At 64.8% G+C, this 19,217-nt stretch carries 17 protein-coding genes; 11 read left to right on the top strand and 6 right to left on the bottom strand.

What is annotated here, in order from left to right:
* Positions 1–42: 42 nt before the first annotated feature.
* The 5 genes from Bsp3421_RS29855 to Bsp3421_RS29835 are packed head-to-tail and all read right to left on the bottom strand — an operon-like array spanning position 43 to position 5,282.
* Positions 43–1,548 carry an aldehyde dehydrogenase family protein gene (locus tag Bsp3421_RS29855; RefSeq protein ID WP_273999755.1) on the bottom strand — a complete coding sequence of 502 codons (1,506 nt, stop codon included), beginning with the start codon at positions 1,546–1,548 and terminating at the stop codon, positions 43–45.
* Between the two features lie 49 nt (positions 1,549–1,597).
* Positions 1,598–1,990 carry a nuclear transport factor 2 family protein gene (locus Bsp3421_RS29850; protein ID WP_273999754.1) on the bottom strand — a complete coding sequence of 131 codons (393 nt, stop codon included), beginning with the start codon at positions 1,988–1,990 and terminating at the stop codon, positions 1,598–1,600.
* Positions 1,991–2,000: 10 nt separating this feature from the next.
* Positions 2,001–2,783 carry a molybdenum cofactor biosynthesis F family protein gene (locus Bsp3421_RS29845; protein ID WP_273999753.1) on the bottom strand — a complete coding sequence of 261 codons (783 nt, stop codon included), beginning with the start codon at positions 2,781–2,783 and terminating at the stop codon, positions 2,001–2,003.
* A 42-nt stretch (positions 2,784–2,825) separates the two neighbouring features.
* Positions 2,826–3,617, bottom strand: coding sequence for an SDR family NAD(P)-dependent oxidoreductase (locus tag Bsp3421_RS29840; protein WP_273999752.1), 792 nt, complete (start codon positions 3,615–3,617; stop codon positions 2,826–2,828).
* Between the two features lie 3 nt (positions 3,618–3,620).
* Positions 3,621–5,282, bottom strand: a complete 1,662-nt coding sequence (locus tag Bsp3421_RS29835) for a GMC family oxidoreductase (RefSeq protein ID WP_273999751.1) — start codon at positions 5,280–5,282, stop codon at positions 3,621–3,623.
* A 323-nt stretch (positions 5,283–5,605) separates the two neighbouring features.
* Here Bsp3421_RS29835 and Bsp3421_RS29830 point away from each other — a divergent pair, with 323 nt between their 5' ends.
* The 3 genes from Bsp3421_RS29830 to Bsp3421_RS29820 all read left to right on the top strand — a co-directional run bounded on the left by Bsp3421_RS29830 (position 5,606) and on the right by Bsp3421_RS29820 (position 7,915).
* On the top strand, positions 5,606–5,947 hold the full coding sequence (locus Bsp3421_RS29830) for a PadR family transcriptional regulator (RefSeq protein WP_273999749.1): 342 nt from the start codon (positions 5,606–5,608) through the stop codon (positions 5,945–5,947).
* Positions 5,944–7,101: a DUF1700 domain-containing protein gene (locus Bsp3421_RS29825; RefSeq protein ID WP_273999748.1), complete on the top strand. Its 1,158-nt coding sequence runs from the start codon at positions 5,944–5,946 to the stop codon at positions 7,099–7,101. The genes Bsp3421_RS29830 and Bsp3421_RS29825 overlap by 4 nt, the downstream gene beginning before the upstream one ends.
* Before the next feature lie 79 nt (positions 7,102–7,180).
* Complete coding sequence (locus Bsp3421_RS29820) at positions 7,181–7,915, top strand: BPSS1780 family membrane protein (RefSeq protein WP_273999747.1); 735 nt, start codon at positions 7,181–7,183, stop codon at positions 7,913–7,915.
* A gap of 470 nt (positions 7,916–8,385) precedes the next feature.
* On the opposite strand, the gene Bsp3421_RS29815 is transcribed toward Bsp3421_RS29820, so the two are convergent.
* Positions 8,386–8,817 (bottom strand): GNAT family N-acetyltransferase, encoded by a 432-nt coding sequence (locus tag Bsp3421_RS29815; RefSeq protein WP_273999746.1) that lies wholly within the window; start codon positions 8,815–8,817, stop codon positions 8,386–8,388.
* 435 nt (positions 8,818–9,252) lie between these two features.
* Between Bsp3421_RS29815 and Bsp3421_RS29810 the strand changes: the two genes are divergently transcribed.
* From Bsp3421_RS29810 to Bsp3421_RS29775, 8 genes are all read left to right on the top strand, one after another.
* Positions 9,253–10,497, top strand: a complete 1,245-nt coding sequence (locus Bsp3421_RS29810) for an aromatic ring-hydroxylating dioxygenase subunit alpha (RefSeq protein ID WP_273999745.1) — start codon at positions 9,253–9,255, stop codon at positions 10,495–10,497.
* Entirely contained in the window at positions 10,497–10,973 is a 477-nt protein-coding gene (locus Bsp3421_RS29805) for an aromatic-ring-hydroxylating dioxygenase subunit beta (RefSeq protein WP_273999743.1), read from the top strand. Before Bsp3421_RS29810 ends, Bsp3421_RS29805 begins: the two co-directional genes overlap by 1 nt.
* Positions 10,970–11,305 (top strand): non-heme iron oxygenase ferredoxin subunit, encoded by a 336-nt coding sequence (locus Bsp3421_RS29800; RefSeq protein ID WP_273999742.1) that lies wholly within the window; start codon positions 10,970–10,972, stop codon positions 11,303–11,305. The genes Bsp3421_RS29805 and Bsp3421_RS29800 overlap by 4 nt, the downstream gene beginning before the upstream one ends.
* A 66-nt stretch (positions 11,306–11,371) precedes the next feature.
* Positions 11,372–12,577, top strand: a complete 1,206-nt coding sequence (locus Bsp3421_RS29795; protein WP_273999740.1) for an ABC transporter substrate-binding protein — start codon at positions 11,372–11,374, stop codon at positions 12,575–12,577.
* 463 nt (positions 12,578–13,040) lie between these two features.
* Positions 13,041–15,593, top strand: coding sequence for a type VI secretion system Vgr family protein (locus Bsp3421_RS29790; protein ID WP_337995299.1), 2,553 nt, complete (start codon positions 13,041–13,043; stop codon positions 15,591–15,593).
* Positions 15,593–16,447, top strand: coding sequence for a DUF4123 domain-containing protein (locus tag Bsp3421_RS29785; RefSeq protein WP_274004405.1), 855 nt, complete (start codon positions 15,593–15,595; stop codon positions 16,445–16,447). The genes Bsp3421_RS29790 and Bsp3421_RS29785 overlap by 1 nt, the downstream gene beginning before the upstream one ends.
* Positions 16,448–16,597: 150 nt before the next feature.
* Positions 16,598–16,957 (top strand): DUF3304 domain-containing protein, encoded by a 360-nt coding sequence (locus tag Bsp3421_RS29780; protein WP_273999737.1) that lies wholly within the window; start codon positions 16,598–16,600, stop codon positions 16,955–16,957.
* 651 nt (positions 16,958–17,608) lie between these two features.
* Positions 17,609–19,201, top strand: coding sequence for a T6SS phospholipase effector Tle1-like catalytic domain-containing protein (locus Bsp3421_RS29775; protein WP_273999736.1), 1,593 nt, complete (start codon positions 17,609–17,611; stop codon positions 19,199–19,201).
* The last annotated feature ends 16 nt before the right edge of the window (positions 19,202–19,217 follow it).

Below are 19,217 nucleotides of genomic sequence, written 5' to 3'. Positions count from 1 at the left end.
GGACGTTGTTGTCGGCGGCGGGATGCGTGCCCGCCGCGTGCGTCAGTGCGCGATGCAGACCGACTTCAGTTCGGTGAACTGATCGAGCGCGGCACGGCCCAGCTCGCGTCCGTAGCCGGACTGCCGGACCCCGCCGAACGGCAGGTTGCTGTCGAGCATGTTGTGGGTGTTGACCCACACGATGCCCGCCTTCAGGCGCGGCACGATGCGGTGCACGCGCGACAGGTCGCGCGACCACACGCTCGCCGCGAGCCCGAAGTCCGAGCCGTTCGCGAGCCGCACCGCATCGTCGGCGTCCTCGAACGGCATCACGGTCACCACCGGGCCGAACACCTCCTCGCGCACGATGCGCATCGACGCGTCGGTGTCGACGAACACGGTCGGCTTCACGAAATAGCCGCCCGCGAGCGCGCGTTCGCCGCCCGTGACGAGTGTCGCGCCCTCTTCCCGGGCCTGCGCGATATGGGCGAGCACGCGCTCGAAATGGCCCTTCGAGACGAGCGGGCCGAGCTGCGCGAGCGGATCGAAGCCCGAGCCGATGCGCAGCCGCTCGGCCGCCGCCGCGAGTTCCGCGACCACCCGCTCGAAGCTGCGCTTTTGCACGTAGACCCGCGAGCCCGCGGTGCACACCTGCCCCTGGTTGAAGAAGATGCCTTGCGCGGCGCCCTGCGCGGCTGCTTCGGGATCGGCATCGTCGAAGATGATCAGCGGCGACTTGCCGCCCAGTTCGAGCGTGAAGCGCGCCATCCGGTCGACCGCGACATGCCCGATGCGCTTGCCGACCTCGACCGAGCCCGTGAAAGTGATCTTGTCGACGCCCGGGTGCGCGACGAGCGCCGCGCCCGCCTCCCCGCCGCTGCCCGTGACGATGTTGAGCACGCCGGGCGGCAGGCCCGCCTGCTGCGCGAGCTGGCCGAGCCGCAGCGCGGTCAGCGGGGTTTCCTCCGACGGCTTGAGCACCACGGTGCAGCCGCACGCGAGCGCCGACGCGACCTTCCACAGCGCGATCGCGAGCGGGAAATTCCACGGCACGATCGCGCCGACCACGCCGACCGCCTCGCGCTTCGTGTAGGCGAAGTATTCCGTGCCCGGCGGGACGGGGATCGAGGTGTCGAGCGTCGAGCCTTCGATCTTGGTGGTCCAGCCCGCCATGTAGCGCACGAACTCGGCGCCGCCGAATACGTCGATCGCGCGCGCGACGTCGAGGAGCTTGCCGGTTTCGAGCGTTTCCAGCGCGGCCAGCTCGTCCGCGTGCCGCTCGATCTGCTCGGCGAGCGCGTGCAGCAGCCGCTCGCGGTCGGCCGGGCGCAGCTTCGCCCAGCTGTCGGCCTCGAAGGCGCGGCGTGCGGCGCGCACCGCCGCGTCGATGTCGTGCGCGTCGCTGTCGGCGACGTCCGCGATCGTCATCTCGGTGGCCGGATCGATGACGCTCAGATGGCGCGCCGAGTGCGGCGCGACCTCGCGTCCGTCGATCCAGTTGCCGAAGGAGCGGCGCGCGAGAAAGTCCGATTGACGCTGGTGCTGGGTCGAGAGTTCGGCCAGTTGCATGAAGAGGTCCTTGCTTGCGGAAGTGCGGAAAATGAACGGCGCGCGGCGCTCACGGCTCCGTCGCGCGCGCGACGAGCAGCGTGTCGGTGAACTGCTCGAAGCGCACGATGCGGCCCGCCTCGACGCGCCACACGTGCGCGACCCGGCAGCGGAACGCCTTGCCGGTCAGCTTGTGCGCGCCCGCGTACCAGCCGACGCCGAGCACGGTGTCGCCCGCGTCGTGCAGCGATTCGAGCGTGAAGGCGTAGCCGTCCCACTCGGCGCCGAGCCGCGCGAACACGTTGCGGACGATCTCGTCCGCGCTGCGGTAGGTGCCCGCGCACGGAAAACCCGCCATCTCGATCCATTCGATGTCCGGCGCGAGGTCAGCCATCATCGCCGCAAGGTCGCGGCGGTCGGACGCCGCGTAGTGTTCGGCGATGATCTGGTAAGGCGTGCGCATCACATGCTCCTCAGACGGGTTGGGCATCGGTCGGGTAGACGGTGTGGGACAGCTTGTGGATGAACGAGCCGGCCGGATTGTTCGCGATCGCGCCGTCGCCCGTCTCGCCGAGGAACTTGCCGGTCGAACGGCCGGCCTGGAAGTTGAAGACGAACACCGACGCGACCGGAATCAGGAATTCGCGGAACGTGAACAGGTAGAGGTCGTCCGCGAACTTCCAGGTGGTCGCGAGATCGACGTCTCCGTGCCCGCGCTGCTCGCCGACGAGGCACTGCCAGCAGTAGCGCGTGCTGCTCAGATAGGTATGCTCGTAGGTGTGGTTCGGGCTGTACACGTTGAGCGTGCGCACGCCGATCAGGTCGCGCGTCTCGGCGGGCGCCGCGCCCTGCGCGGGCTGGCCCGCCAGCGTGCCGGCCAGGAAGGTCTGCGCCACGCGCGGCGCGGCGCCCGCGACCTCGCGGCTGCGGATCGTCGACAGCACGGCCAGCACGCGCGCGCTCGCGGTGCTGAACACCAGCGTCAGCGCGTCGTGCGGGCGGCCGCGGAACGTGATGTCGACGAAATAGGTCGACGCGGCAACCTCGATCGCCTCGTACCAGTCGGTGTCGCTCGCGTCGCCGCGACGCCAGGCGAGTGCATGGCCGTCGATGAAGCGCGCGTGGAAATCGCCGTCGGGCAGCGCGAACGTGAACGCGCGGCCGACGAGCGCCTGGGTCGGCGGCAGCCGGTTGGCGTCGATGCCGGCCGCGAAATCCTCGTAGTTTTTCCAGTCCTGTGGGCGGTTGTGGTCCATGGGAATGATCCTCGGTATCAGGGAAAGGGAGACGCGCCCGGCTCAGCGCGCGAAGGCGACCGTAGGCAGATCGACGGCGGAAGCGCCGCCATCGACCATCAGCGACGTGCCGGTGATCATCGCGGCCTGCGGCGAGGCGAGGAACAGCGTCGCGTAGGCCACCTCGTCGGGCTCGGCCGGCCGGCCGAGCGGCACGTCGCGCGTGACGAGGCGATACGCGTCCTCGCGCGTCGCGAGGCCCTGGCTCGCGCTCAGCGCGTCCATCTGCTCGTCGGCCATCGCGGTGCGCACCCAGCCCGGGCAGATCGCGTTCACGCGCACGCCGGCGCGCCCGTAGTCGCGCGCAAGCGAGCGCGTGAGGCCGAGCAGCGCGTGCTTCATGGTCACGTAGCCGACCACCTCCGGGCCGGCGAAATGGCCGGCCAGCGACGACACGATCACGATGTTGCCGCGCCGCTCGATCAACTCCGGCAGCAGCTCGCGCGCGCAGACGAAGGCGGTGTCGAGATTGAGGCGGGTCGCCTGCGCCCAGGCGTCGTCGTCAGTGTCGAGCGCGCTGCCGACGCCGTGGCCGCCCGCGTTCGCGATCAGCACGTCGACGCCGCCGAACGCGTCGCGCGCGGCGGCGAGCGCGCGCCGGACATCGTCGCGCGCGGCGGCGTCGCCCGCGACCGCGAGGCCGCCGAGCGGCCGCGCCACGGCGTCGAGCGGTTCGCGGCGGCGGCCGAGCAGCACGACCTTGCCGCCCGCCTCGGTGAACTTGCGGGCGACGGCGGCGCCGATCCCGGTGCCGCCGCCCGTGATCAGCGCGACGCGGTTTGCGAAGGATTGCATGGTTCAGGTCTCCTCATGAGTGAAGCGCGGGCCGGCGACAGCGCCGGCCCGCGCGGTCGGGTCGGCCGCGTGCGGCGCGGACGCGAGCAGGAACGCCGCGCAGCGCTCGGCGATCATGATCGTCGGCGCATTGGTGTTGCCGGACACGAGCGACGGCATCACCGACGCGTCGCAGATGCGCAGCCCGCGCACGCCGCGCACACGCAGCTCGGGATCGACGACCGCGTCGGCGTCGCCGCCCATCCGACAGGTGCCGGCCGGGTGATACACCGTCTTCGCGTGCTCGCGCACGTAGGCGTCGAGATCGGTCCGGGTGCCGGCGGGCAGCAGCTCGGCCGAGATCAGCTTCGTCATCGACGGCGCACGCAGGATCTCGCGCGCGAGATCGAGGCCGCGCCGCAGCGTCGCGAAATCGTCGGGATGGCTCAGGAACTGGCCGTCGAAGCGGATCGGCGCCTGCGGGTCGGCGCTGCGCAACCGCACGACGCCGCGCGATTTCGGTCGCAGGAAGCATGGGTTCAGCGAGATGCCGTGGCCGTCGAGCGGGGCGCGGCCGACGTCGCCGACCAGCACGGGCAGCACGTGGAACTGCACGTCGGGCCGGCCGCTGCCGCGGGTGTCGAAGAAGCCGCCGCTCTCGACCACGTTCGAGGTCAGCAGCCCGGTGTGGAACAGCCCGTACTGCGCGCCGTGGCGCAGCGCGTTCCAGCCGCGGTCCTGGCCGAGCAGGCTGATCGGCCGGCGCGCGCGGCCGTACAGCGACACTTCGAGGTGGTCCTGGAAGTGCCGGCCCACGTCGGGCGCGTCGTGCACGACCGGGACGCCGTGCTCGAGCAGCTGCCCGGCCGGCCCGACGCCGGACAGCATCAGCAGCTTCGGGCTCGCGAGCGCGCCCGCGCTCAGCACGATCTCGCGCTGCGCGCGCACCGTGCGCTCGACGCCGCCGCGCCGATACTGCACGCCCACCGCCGCGCCGTGCTCGAACACGATGCGCGTCACGCACGCGTCCGTTTCGACGGTCAGCTTCGGATCGCCGCGCACCGCGGCCAGATAGGTCGCGGCGGTGCTGCCGCGCCGGCCGTCGAAGGTGGTGGTCTGGTAGAAGCCGACGCCCGCCTGCCCGGCGCCGTTGAAATCGTCGTTGTACGCGAAGCCCAGCTCCTGCGCGCCGCGCACGAAGGCCTGGCTGAGCGGATGGCGGTACGGCGTGTCGCTGACCGCGAGCGGCCCGTCGACGCCGTGCAGCGGGCCGGCGAGCCGCTGGTTGCGCTCGGCGCGGCGGAAGAACGGCAGCACGTCGGCCCAGCCCCAGCCGGCGCAGCCGGCGTCGCGCCAGCCGTCGTAGTCGGCCGGGGTGCCGCGGATGTAGACCATCGCGTTGACCGAGCTGCCGCCGCCCAGCGTGCGGCCCTGCGGCACCGACATCCGGCGGCCCGCCGCGTGCGCCTGCGGCTCGGTCTCGTAGATCCAGGTGCGCCGCGTGCCGATCACGCGCACGAAGGTCGCGGGCGTGTGGATGAAGAGCGAATTGTCGGGCGGCCCGGCTTCGAGCAGCAGCACCCGGTGGCCCGCCTCGACCAGCCGGTGGGTCACGACGCAGCCGGCGGAGCCGCCGCCGATCACGATGTAGTCGTACGCCTTGCCGTCGCCGTGGTGCACTGCCATGCCGGACCTCGCTGAGTGAACTGGTGTGACTATGCGGCGAATCGCCGGGCGCGCGCGCCGGTGTGCGCTCTCAGTCAATTCAAACTGCGTTCTGGGCGGACCGGCGCGCCGGCCGGCGGAAGCGGCGTCCGCCGCCCCGCCACGCGGCCCGTCCCCGTCAGCACTCAACCTGACCCGATTTATTGATTGCCGTGCATAGAACAGTACCTTGCATAAAACAATAGCCGCTGCTATAGTCCGCACATGTCAACGGGCTCCGTGACGCGGCCGCGTGCAGTACATAACACGGTACCTTGCAACACACACTACGTAAGTGACATGGCATGAAAACCCAACTGAAGAAAGGAACACTCGACATGTGCGTGCTCGCGGTGCTGGCGCGCGGCGACAGCTACGCCTACGAGCTGGTGTCGACGCTCTCCGCGACGATGGAAATCAGCGAGGGCACGATCTACCCGCTGATGCGGCGCTTGCAGACCGAGGCGTGGGTGTCGACCTACCTGGTCGAATCCACCTCGGGCCCGCCGCGCAAGTACTACTCGATGACCGATGCAGGCCGGCGCAGTCTGCGGGAGATGGAAGGCGAATGGCGCAGTTTCGTCGACGAAGTGAACGGAGTGCTGGGACTACCCAGCTTGGCAGCGGACAGAGGGGAAACACAATGAAGCAGGAAGCATTCATCCAGGCGTTGCGGGACGAACTCAGCAACTTGCCGAAACAGGCGGTCGACGAAATCGTCGCCGACTACCACGAGTACATCAGCGACGGGCTCGCCGCGGGCCGCAGCGAAGAAGACGTGATCGCGGCGCTCGGCGATCCCGTGAAGCTCGCCCGCGAGCTGAAGGCGCAGGCCAACTACAAGCAATGGCAGGACCGCCGCTCGTTCGGCAACCTGCTGCGGGTGGTCAGCTCGGTGGCCGGGCTCGGGCTGCTGAACATGCTGCTGCTCGTGCCGTTCATGATCTACCTGCTCGTGCTCACGGCGGGCTACGTGATCTCGGGCGCGCTGACCGTCGCGGGGCTGGTCGCGCTCGTCGTGTTCGGCGGCCATCACCTGTTCGGCACGCCGTCGCTCGACGGGCATCCGATCAACATCGTCATCGGCGATCGGGGCGGCAGCGCGGCGAGCGCGGCCGCCGCGCCCGGCACCGTCCTCAATGCGGACGGCACCAACGCCAACCTCACCAAGGCGCTCGACGGGATCCACGAGCTGCGCATCGTCGGCGACCGTTACGTGATCGATCTCGCCGAGGATTCGAAGCTGTCGATGGTCACCACGCACGGCGCGGTCGAGATGCGCAAGGAAGACGGCAACCTGACGCTCGAGACGGTCGGGCTCGACACCAAGAACGTGCTCGTGAAGGCCAACGACGGCAGCTACAGCATCGCACGCGACGACGTGATCGCGCTCGACCTCAAGAGCGACGAAGGCGCGCGTGTGTCGCTCGCGCGCACCGGCAAGGATGCGAAGTCGGTCGTGTGGGACATCAAGGACAACGACGGCGATCGCGTGAAGATCACCCAGGGCGAACACGGCAAGGGCCGCATGATCATCAACAGCGGCGGCAGCATGGTGTCGATCGATGACGGCCAGATCTCGGTCAACGGCGAAAAGCAACACGTCGAGGTGTCGGCGAACGACGGCGTCGTGGTATCGAACGTCAAATCCAGCCTCGGCGTGCTGCTGCTGCCCATCGGTCTCGCGGGCCTGCTGCTGTGCGTATGGCTCACCCGTCTGACGTGGCGCGGGCTCGCGCGCTATGTGAAGCAACAGATCGATCGCGTGTCGTCGAGCCTCGATCGCGACAGCAGCACCTGATCCCCGCCGCCGGGCGCGGCTCGCGCGACCGGCGGCTTCTTCCGCACGTGCAGGACTCGCTACCAGAAAGGACATAATCATGAACCTCGAATATCTGAGCGGTACCCAACGATCAGCCCGGGCGCGCCAAGCGCTGCCGTACGCGCGGGAAGTCGACCTCGCCCGCCCCTTCGCGTGGCTCGCGAGCGGCTGGGACGCCGCGCGCGAACATCCGCTGATGTGGCTCGGCGCGATCCTCGCGTATGCGGACTTCATCACGCTGCTCGAACTCGCACCGGCGCTGCGCCCGCTCGCCGTGTTCTTCGCGCCGTGGCTCGCCGGGGCGCTGATGTATGCGGCGGGACGCGCGCAGGCAGGCCGCGCGGTGAGCCTGCGCGACACGTTCGACGCACTGCGCGCGCGCCGCAGTGCGCTGATCGCGGTCGGCCTGTACGGCGCGGTGATGGTGCTGATTGCCTACGTCTTCACCTTCGGTCTGCGCGACGTGCTGATGATGACGCCGGGCGTGAGCTTCGCGGCCGACTGGCTGGTCGCTACGCCGGTTTTCACGTTGGCGGTGGCGCTCGCCTGGTTCGCACCGGCGCTCGTGATGCTCGACAACGTGTCGGCGACCCACGCGATCGCGGCCAGCGCGCTGGCGGCACTGCGCAACTGGAAGATCCTCGTGCCCGGCATCGCCGCGATCACGGCCGGCGCGTATGCGGTGTCGTTCGCGGATACGCCGCTCAAGGCGCTGGTGCTGACGCCGCTGCTGGTCGCCGCACCGTTGCTGGCGATGCACGCCGCGTATCGGGACGTGTTCGGCAAGCGGTGAGTCGTGGAGGAATGTGCGCCGCACCTCACCGTGCGGCGCGCGCAGTGGAAAACTCGAACAGCCCGAATCGGCCTTGGCCGGTTCGGGCTGTTTCGCTATGGCGCTGCGATAGCGTGGAAACCCGGTTCGCCCGGGCGCACTGCCCGATTTCAGGCGCTGCGCGTGCGTTCCCCAGAGGTTTTCTATAGATCTGTATGTATACGTAGGTAATAGTTAACAACACAGGCCCGCGCCTGTGGATAAGCGGCAAATATGCAACGCGTTCAACGCTGTGCGGTTTGCGTAACTGTGCGGACTGAATGTGGGGCACAGGCCGCGGCCTGGGATAACTTTTCCCTGTTTTGCTGTGCGGCGCAGCTTATCCCCAATCGCCACACAGAAAAATAGCGCGATTGTCCACGGCTTATCCAGACGGGCGTGTGGATAACCGCTCGATCGCGCTGTGGTGTGCGGGCTGTGTGGAACGGCGCTCAGAGTGCCATGTGGATCAGCGGGAACGGACGGCCCGCCGAATCCGTCGGCGAGCGGCCGACCTCGTTGAAGCCGTAGCGGCGATAGAACGCATGCGCGCCGGGATTCTGCTCGTTCACGTCGACCGTCAACCGCGCGTGCCGCGCGCGGACATGGTCGAGCAGCGCGGTGCCGACCCGCCGGCCGAACCAGTCCGGATCGACGAACAGCATCTCGACCTGCGCGCCTTGCGTGCCGATGAAGCCGGCGATTGCGCCGTCGTCGGCCTGCGCGGCCCACACGTCGACATTCGGCAAGTACAGGTCCCGCACCTGCGGATAGAGCGCCGCGATGTCCTGTTCGCTCAGGAACGCATGAGTCGCCTTGACCGCGCGATGCCAGATGTCCACCAGCACCACGTTGTCGGCCGGGAGTCGGTCTCGGATGAGCATGTCGTCGGGGGGAGTAAGTGTGCAACGGGTGTGATTCTAATCGCGAGGGTGAGGCGATGGTCGATCGCGACTCACCGTCGTGCCGCCGCCCGCGCGCAACGCGGTCCGCCTCGCGATTGATTCAGCCGGTTTCCATTTCCCCGGTCACTGTTACACAGACGTAAATAATCATGCGTAATCAGCTTTCTATTTGATTATCGACAGTCGAATCGGATCGATGGCATTCGCGATCTAAAAATCTCCATTGTGTCTCTTCTCGCTATCGATCATCTGCCATATACTTCGCGGGTTGTGCTGTCTCGCGTAATAGAAATAAAAGTTTCCGATTAAAGGCTGGCCCGTTCTCCGTCCGTGCCGCGCGTCGCGCGGCACGGCGCGCCCGTTCGCGTGCGCCGGCCCGAAGCCGCAGCATTCCTTCCGATCGAGGGCTATTCCATGTCTCCGCATGTAGCAAACCTGTTGCCAGAAGGCGTCACACGCACGCCATATCCGGTATATACCGATATGGACTTATATCGGCGCGAACTGGAAAGATTTTTCTATAAGAAGCATTGGTGCTATGTCGGCCTGGAAGCGGAAATTCCGAATCCGGGCGATTATCGGCTCAGCAATGTCGGCGAACGCCAGGTGATCATGGTGCGCGCCGAAGACGACACGGTTCAGGTGGTCGAAAACGTCTGCGCGCACAAGGGCATGCGCTTTTGCCGCAAGAATGCGGGCAATGCGACGGAATTCCGCTGCCCGTACCACCAGTGGAGCTACAGCCTCAAGGGCGACCTCGAGGGCGTGCCGTTCCGGCGCGGCGTGAAGCAGGACGGACGCGTGAACGGCGGGATGCCGCCCGACTTCCGCGTCGAGGATCACGGGCTCGTCAAGCTCAAGGTCGCGACGCGCGGCGGCGTGATCTTCGCGAGCTTCGACCACGACGTCGAATCGCTCGAAGACTTCCTCGGGCCGGAGATCCTCAAGTACTTCGACCGCCTGTTCCACGGCCCGAAGCTCACGCTGCTCGGCTACACGCGGCAGCGCATTCCCGGCAACTGGAAGCTGATGCAGGAGAACATCAAGGATCCGTACCACGGCGGCCTGCTGCACACCTGGTTCGTGAACTTCGGGCTGTGGCGCGTCGATAACAAGGGCGAGATGGTGATGGACGCGCAGCACCGGCACGCGGCGATGGTGTCGAAGCGCAGCCGTGGCGGGCAGGGCGAGGCGACGAGCGGCATCACGAGCTTCAAGACCACGATGGAACTCAACGACCGCCGCCTGCTCGACGTGCAGGACGAGCCGTGGTGGGGCGATCCGACCGTGGTGATGCTGACGCTGATGCCGAGCGTGATCATCCAGCAGAACGTCAACACGCTCGCGACGCGCCGCATCCTGCCGGCGGGCCCGGGCATGTTCGACTACGTGTGGACGCATTTCGGCTTCGAGACCGACGACGAGGAAATGACCCAGCGCCGGCTGCGGCAGGCCAACCTGGTCGGGCCGGCGGGCTACGTGTCGGCCGACGACGGCGAGGTGGTCGAGTGTCTGCAGCAGACCTTCGATGCGAATCCGTATGGTTCGGCGGTGAACGAACTGGGCGGCCGCGGGCTCGACGAGCGCACGGACCACATGGTGACGGAAACGCTGGTGCGCGGCATGTACGACTACTGGCGCCGCGTGATGGAGGGTTGATGATGGTGGGTTTCGACGATTACTACGCGCTGGTGCAACTGTATGCCGACTACAGCGCGGTGCTCGACGGCGGGCAATGGGACAACTGGCCGGAATTTTTCGTGGACGACTGTGAGTACCGGATCGTGCCGCGCGAGAACCACGAGCAGAACCTGCCGCTCGCGCTGCTGCATCTCGAGAACAAGGCGATGCTCAAGGATCGCGCGTTCGGCGTGCAGGAGACATTCTTTTACGACCCGTACTATCAGCGTCACATCGTGGACAACCCGCTGATCCGCAAGGTCGACGGCGACGTCTGGCATGTGGAGGCGAACTACGCGGTGCTGCGCACCAAGACCGGCCAGATCAGCGACGTGTACAACACCGGCCGCTACTTCGACCGCATCCGCAAGACGCCGGAAGGCCTGCGGTTCGAATCGCGGGTCTGCGTGTACGACAGCGAACTGATTCCGAACTCGATCATCTACCCGCTATGACCGCATCCGCTCAAACCACCTGGCATCCGGTCGCGCGCTTCGACGACCTGTGGGACGACAACGTGCTGGCGTTCGAGGTCGCCGGCCGCGAGGTCGCGCTGTACCGGCTCGGCGACGAGGTGTTCGCGACCGACAACGGCTGCACCCACGGCCTTGCGCGCCTGTGCGACGGCTTCGTCGAGAACGGCGAGATCGAGTGCCCGCTGCACCAGGGGCGTTTCGACATCCGCACCGGCAAGGCGATGTGCCGGCCGCTGACCGAAGACCTGCGCACCTATCCGGTCCGGATCGAGGACGGGCAGGTGCAGGTGAACGTCGACGCCGCCGGGTGAGGCCGATCATCGCCAGTGCGTCACCTTGTCCATCACCGTGTTACTGAGAGAGTCGCTAACTTCACCATGAACCCATTGCAACGGATCACCACCCTGTGCGCGCTGGCGGCGGGGCTCGTCGTCGCGGGCGCCGCCTATGCGCAGGACACCATCAAGATCGGCGAGATCAACAGCTACAAGGCACAGCCGGCGTTCCTCGAACCCTACCGCCAGGGCTGGCAGATGGCGCTCGACGAGATCAACGCGTCGGGCGGCGTGCTCGGCAAGAAGCTCGAGGTCGTCACGCGCGACGACAACGGCAATCCCGGCGATTCGATCCGCGTGGCCGAGGATCTCGTGTCGCGCGAGCGCGTGTCGCTGCTGTTCGGCGGCTTCCTGTCGAACACCGGGCTCGCGCTGACCGACTTCGCGAAGCAGCGCAAGGTGTTCTTCCTCGCGGCCGAGCCGCTGACCGACAAGATCGTCTGGGAAGACGGCAACCGCTACACGTATCGCCTGCGGCCGTCGACCTACATGTTCGTGTCGATGCTCGTCAACGAGGCGGTGAAGCTGCACAAGAAGCGTTGGGCGCTCGTCTATCCGAACTACGAGTACGGACAGTCGGCGGCCGCGACCTTCAAGCGGCTCATGAAGGCGGCGCAGCCCGACGTCGAGTTCGTCACCGAACAGGCGCCGCCGCTCGGCAAGGTCGATGCGGGCGCGGTCGTGCAGGCGCTCGCCGACGCGAAGCCGGACGCGATCTTCAACGCGCTGTTCGCGACCGATCTCGCGAAGTTCGTGCGCGAGGGCAATACGCGCCATCTGTTCGACGGCCGCGAGGTGGTGTCGCTGCTGACGGGCGAGCCGGAGTATCTGAGCCCGCTGCAGGCCGAGGCGCCGGTGAACTGGGTGGTCACGGGCTATCCGTGGTACGCGGTGAAGACGGCCGAGAACCAGCGCTTCGTCGATGCGTTCCGCAAGCGCTACAACGACTGGCCGCGCATGGGCTCGGTGGTGGGCTACACCGCGATGATGTCGATCGCGGAAGGGCTGAAGAAGGCGGGCAGCACCGACACCGACAAGGTGGTCGGCGCATTCAGCGGCCTCGGGCTCGATACGCCGTTCGGGCCGATCCGCTATCGCGCGCAGGATCATCAGTCGACGATGGGCGCGTATGTCGGCCGCACCGCGCTGAAGGACGGCAAGGGCGTGATGACGAACTTCGCCTATGTGGACGGCGCGTCGGTGCAGCCGTCGGACGCGGAGGTGAAGAAGCTGCGGCGCGCTGAGTGAGGGAGAGAGGGCGGCGCGATGCCGCCCGGGTTGGAAAGCCAGGAGCCGTGCGCGAGCACGGCTTTTTTTCGTCCTGACTTTTTGCCATCCTGCTTATTTCCGGTTTCGTCGCGCGCGCGACGGCATGCGGTTTTCGTCAGGCAAGAGAAATTGCCTTGGGCTGACGCGCTACGCCACGATGTGACGGTTTGCCACAATGTTCACCGCCGCTTTTTTCCCTGTTTGGGCGGGCTGATTATTTTCGGTCATCGATCGATGAGGCGCCGCCTACCCGCTATCCAGTGATCGGAACCGTTCAGATGCGCTCGTATCGGACGGAGATTTTCGCGTGGCGGCGAGCGAGACGGCGTCACCCTGATCGACCTCCACTCGGCACAACGTTTGTAGAATTTTGTGCGAGGGCCCAGTGGAGAGAGAAGGATCCGCTGGCAATGCAGGAGCGGATCGAGAGAAGGGAATATCGATGGATGCGCATCGTCTGGCGCGAAGCATCAGCAGTGCTCAGCTTCAACAGGATCGTCTCATGAAGCTGGATGTTCCAGTGGGAACCGCTGCCTTGCTGCCCCAGCGCGCGAGCGGCCGGGCACGGCTCGGGCGGCACTACGAATTCACGATCGACGTCGTGTCTGCGGACGACAGTGTGGAACTCAAGGCGTTGATCGCTCAGCCCGTGACGCTATGGATTCAGCAATCGGACCGATCCTATCGGCCGCATCATGGCTATGTTCATACGGCGAGACGCCTTGGTGCCGACGGGGGCCTTGCCTATTACCAAATTACCTTCGCCTCGTGGATGCACTTCCTGAAGTTCCGTCGTGACCAACGTATCTGGCAGGATCGGCCGGTCGACGAGATCGTCACCGATGTGTTCAACCGGCATCCGCAGGCGCGCGGCGCATTCGAATTCAACCTCGCCAAGGCGCTGCCGTCACGTTCGTTCTGCCGTCAGGATGAAAGCGACTGGAATTTCGTGCACCGATTGCTCGAGGACGAGGGGCTTTATGGTTTTTGGGAGCAGGCGTCGGATGGACGCTCGCACAGCCTGACCATCACCGATCGACTGTCCGCCCTCAAGCCGCTGGGCACCGTACGCTTCTACCGATCCGGCACGGATGGCGAAGTGGATGCGCTGACCCAATGGTCAGGAACCCGGGCGCTCCAGAGCACGACGTATACGACTCGAACGTTCGACTACAAGCGTCCCGCCGCCGCCCGCCATCCCAAGGAGACGAGTTTGCCGACGCAGCCGGGTCAAGGCGCACTGCCGGAGCAGGCGGAGGTGTACGAATATACCGGAGCCTATACCTACCTGGCGCAGTCGCGCGGGGATGCACTTACGCGGTTTCGAATGGAGGAGTGGGAGTCGCGCGCCGAGCGGTTCGAGGGCGAAGGCGGTTGGCGAGCGATTGATGTCGGTCAGCGCTTCATGCTCGCCGACCATCCCGGGCATGAGCGCGATTCGGTCGAGCAGCGCGAATTCGCCACTGTCGAAGCAGGCTGGCTGATCGCGAACAACATTCCGATCGGGGCGAACGATGCGCGCTTTCCGCATAGCCTTCGGGCCAGGTTCAACGACGCGCGCTCCGGCCGATCGGATAGCTCGGCGTTCGCTGTGCCGCATGTCGACGGCTCTGCCGGCTATTACCGGGTCACGATCGAGGCGCAGCGCACTGCCGTGCCGTTCCGCAGCCCGTTCGAGCACCGGAAACCCGCTACCCATCTTGAAACGGCGATCGTTGTCGGGCGGAAGGGGGAAGAGGTCCATACCGACGAACTCAACCGGATCAAGGTGCGCTTCGTGTGGGACCGTCAGAACCCGGGTGACGAAGGCGCATCTTGCTGGATTCGCATCGTGCAATCCGATACGGGCGGCGGCTATGGTGCCGTTCATCCTCCGCGTGTCGGCGAGGAGGTGCTGATCGACTACATCGGTGGAGATTGTGATCGTCCGGTTGCCGTTGCGCGCGTATACAACGGTGCGACGCAGCCGCAATGGCACTCGAACGGAATTTTGTCCGGCAATCGATCGAAGGAATACGGAGGCCGTGGTTATAACCAACTGGTGTTTGACGATGCGACCGGGCAGAACCGGGTGCAGTTGCATAGCAGTCCAGGCAACTCGCAACTGCACCTCGGTTACCTGATCCAGCAGACGGGCAATACGCGCGGCGAATATCTCGGCTCGGGTTTCGATTTGCGCACCGATGCCTATGGTGCGTTGCGTGCGACGCGTGGCCTGTATCTGGGCACACATTCCACGAGCGCCCGCAGTCAATCCCTCGACGTGCGCGAAGCGCGGCAACAACTGGTGAATGCCGAGAGCGTGATCGAGGCGCTGTCGCAGGCGAGTGCGGCACATCTGGCCGAGTCCCTTGCACCGGGCTTCGAAGCGATGAAGCAGTACACCGATGCCACCCGGAATACCGTAGGCGGCGACGCCTCGGGCGGCCGGACGGCCGGAGGCGGCACCGGCAACGCGAATGCATTCAAGCAACCGTTGATGCTGTTTGCCAGCCCCGCGGGAATTGGATTGTCGACCCGGCAGACGGTCCACGTGAGCGCCGAGCAACACGTCAACATGGTGAGCGGCGAGAGCGTTCATGTGGCCGCAGGCAGGTCCGTGGTCGCCAGCATTGCCGACAGGATCAGCATTTTCGTGCAGAAGGCCGGCATGAAGTTGTTCGCGGGGAAGGGCAAGATCGAGATCCAGGCGCATGCCGACAATATCGAGCTGACGGCGCAGAAATCGGTAAAAGTCCTGTCTGCGACCGAGAGGATCGAGGTGGCCGCGAAGCAAGAGATCCTTCTCACATCCGGTGGTGCCTATATTCGGCTATCCGGCGGCAACATCGAGATCCACGCCCCAGGCAAGATCGGTATCAAAGGAGGTACGCACAACTTTAGCGGTCCCGTCAGTTTGCCTTACCCGATGCCGCTGCCGCCGGATGCGGTATGCGCGCCATGCCTGATGAAGCAGGCCGCTGCCCGTAGTGCTTTTGTGACGCAGGGAGCGTGATGGGGCTGCAGGCGATCTTCTCCGAGGGTTGCGCGCTGGATGCACACGCGTACGTGCTTGCAGTTCCTTTGCATAACGACAGCCTGCCGGGCGCACTGTCGGGCTCACCGGACCATCTCGTCTGCTTGATGGATGGCGGATCGGAGGTGCAGGCTGTATCGCCGTATCTCATCTATATCCCGCCGGCTCGGTTCGAATCGATGAGGGATTGGTTGGAGCGAAACGGACCGGCGTCGCCGTGTGCGACGGTGATCGTGTCACCGTTATCGTTGGCAGAGCTTGCTGCACACGTGAAGCAGTTCTTGCGTGTCCGTTTGCCCGACGATACCCCGATCGTGCTGGCCTATTGGGACCCATCCATTCTTGCGACCCTGGCCGGCTCATTGAATGACGAGACACTGTTCGTGAAGGGGCCCGTGTTATCCGACGACCAGCGTCGGGCGTTTTTTGCACCGGTGCTGCGATGGGGGTATTGGGATCGCCATGGAGTGTTGCGCCGGCTCGATTGGGAGCAAAACGAAATTTCTACGGAGGCGCCAGCGTTGCGGCCGCCGTTTCAGCTGACGCAGGCGCAAGTCGACGATTTGATCGAGGCAAGTGTGCCGGATAGCTTGCTGTTGCATTTGACCGAGCTTGATCCTTCGATGTTCGCCGACATGCCTGATCGTGAGCGCTATGGGCTGGTGTGCCGTCAGATCGAACGCGCGCGGCAGAGAGGCATCGAAGGGGGCGGTGCGCTAATGGAATACTGTGTGCTTGCTGCGCGGCATGGAGAAGCGTTCGATGCTTCGCAAGAAGGTACCGCATTGTTGAAGCGACTGCTGCCTGCCGCGAGCGGGCAGCGCAGAACGTAGTCATGGCATTCGCTGGAAGGAACGCACAAGATGAGTTTTGCTAAATTCCGGCGTATGGCCTTGATGGCAGGATTTGTGGTCTTCGGGTTAGCCGCTTGCGCTCGCTCCACGCCTGACGATCCATTGGCCGGGGGATGACCCGCACTTGCGATGGCGCCGGTGAACCATACCGATCGCTATGCGGTAAATATCTTCGTTAGCAAGTATTGGGCGGGCGATGTGACCGCACCAGCAGGAGGTACAAAGGCCGCATGCTGTTTTCTGGGCACGAAGGATTGGAGTAAGCCCGTTACCGTGACGTGGGAGTGGGGACGGGAAGAAGATCCGAAAACCGAGGGGGTTACGATGCCAGACGAAAAGCATAGCCTTCAGGTGAGCTTCCCAGTGAGCGGCCCGCACCAGGATCCAGACTGGCACAAGACGGACGCATACCTTTGCGTTATTTTACGAGACCGCAATACTGCCGCTCTCGCATTCTCACCGAGCGGGACTGGATGCCTATCCAAGTGAGATGGCATATCAGAGAGCCATCATGGCAGTTCGGTAGGCTGGTCAACTGGTTACCAATGAAGCACTCAAGCGCGCGGCACTCAACGGGGCGACGAAACGGATATCAGCACCAAACATCATCACGGCATTTGCCGTTAGGAACGTACAAGATGACTTTTTCTAGATTTCGGCCCCCGATCTTTGCGGCGGGACTTGCGGTCTTCGGGTTAGCCGCTTGCGCCAGTTCCATGCCTGACGATCCATTGGCCGGAGGAGGACCCGCACTTGCGATGGTGCCGATAAGCCATGCCAGCCGTTATGCCGTGAATATATTTGTTGAGAAGTATTGGGCAGGCGATGCTGACGCGAACGGACGTGGAGGGGGAGCAGCAGCATGCTGCTTTCCAGGCATGAAAGACTGGAGCAAGCCAGTTACTGTGACGTGGGAATGGGGACGCGAGGAAGACCCAAAAACCGGAGCAATTACGATGCCGGACGAAAAGCATAGCGTTCAAGTGAATTTCCCTGAGGGCGGTCCGCATCGAGACGCTGACTGGCACAAAACAGATGCCTACCTGTGCGTCATTTTGCGAGATCGCAATACTGCCTCACTGGGGTTTTCGCCTAGCCGGTCAGGGTGCGTCGGAAAATAACGAATCTATGGGAGAGCGTATGGCTGTTCGACAAGCTGGCTCACCAGCTACTGATGACGAACTCAAACGAGCCGCGATCGACGGCGCAACGAAGCGAATCCTATGTCAACAGCCTGTTGATAGTGAGGATGTAATCGCATGTCGGCTCCACCCATCGCTATCGTTTTTTTTCGACGGGACGAACAACAACATGGATCGGGACTTGCGGCAGAACAAGCACTCGAATGTGGCAAAACTATCTCGTGTTGCCAAGAGGTCTTTAGATGAAGATGCGATGTTGACCTACCTGCCCGGCGTCGGGACGCCATTCAAGTTCGACAAGGTAGTCGGCTACACCGATCATCTCAAAGACGATGAAGGCGAGGCGCTTGGACTCGGATTCGGTGCGGGCGGCGATCTACGGATCCAGTTCGCCCTTGGGGAATTTTCCCGGCTGCTGGAGCTTGATTGGGGGCCGGGCTCGTGGAAGCACATGCGCGAAATCACCGTGGCAATCTTTGGATTTTCGCGTGGGGCGACGCAGGCGCGTGCCTTTGCGCGCCGCTTCGTCGAGCAGAAGTGCATCAAAGAGGGCAGCAAGCTGCACTGGCAAGCGCCGAGTGGCGTACGCGTACCGGTACGCATCAGCTTCATGGGTATCTTCGATACGGTCGCCTCGGTTGGCGGTCCTGCCTTGCATCTCGACTGGGCATCGGAACTGGCGGTTCCGGCCGAAGTGGAGCGTTGCCTGCACTACGTCTCGGCACACGAAGTAAGAAGAGCATTTCCGCTCGATTCGGTGCGAGTCGACAAGACTTACCCGGCCAATTGCGAGGAAGTCGTCTACCCGGGCGTGCATTCCGATGTAGGCGGAGGCTACGGACCGGACGACCAGGGCCGTGATCAAGATCTGTCGTTGATCCCGCTAAGACATATGTTTGCCGAAGCATTGCGAGCCGGTGTGCCGTTGACGCCGCTCGATCAAATGGAGCCGAGATTCAGGGACGATTTCAAGCTGCCGGATGACGCTCGAATCACCAAGCTGTACAACGAATACATGGCTGCGCTCCCGGCGGCATCCGGCAACGACCTGGAAGCATTGATGCAACCTCATCGTTACCTGAATTTCCGTTGGCGCGGCATCCTGGCCCGCCATCAGGCAGACGAACGCGTGCTCGGGCATTTGTACGAGAAGGTCGGTGCTGCCTTTTGCGCCACTGTGTCGGCGGGAACGGTCGACGACCACCCAGCCTGCCAACCGAATGAATGGGTGTACGACGTTCCGAAGAGTCCGGAGGAGCAGGCGATGCAATTGCTGCGCGAGCAACGACGCCTGAAACGACATATCGGGTTTCTTCGAAACCCGGTTGAACCGCGCGCAGGTAAACACAAGTATCCGCCGGAGCCGCGCGAGTTGCGCCCTTACGAGAAAATGATCCTATCGGCTTGGGACGAGCTCGGCACGATACCGTTGGCGGTGGATCAGTTACTGGCGGAACGCATTCACGAATCCGTTGCCGCTTTCACGTCGTGGCCATGCGCATTGTGGGAGCAGCGTGGGATTTACTGCGACGGCACGCGCTATCTGGCGCAAAACGATCCGGTCGGGACGAGCGCCACCGCAGTTGCATAAGTACGCGAGCGAGGCA

Origin of the sequence: Burkholderia sp. FERM BP-3421, from assembly GCF_028657905.1 — a bacterium.
Taxonomy (GTDB): Bacteria; Pseudomonadota; Gammaproteobacteria; order Burkholderiales; family Burkholderiaceae; genus Burkholderia.
The sequence above is the reverse complement of the archived record's forward strand: the minus strand, read 5'-3'. Positions and strand labels throughout refer to the sequence as shown.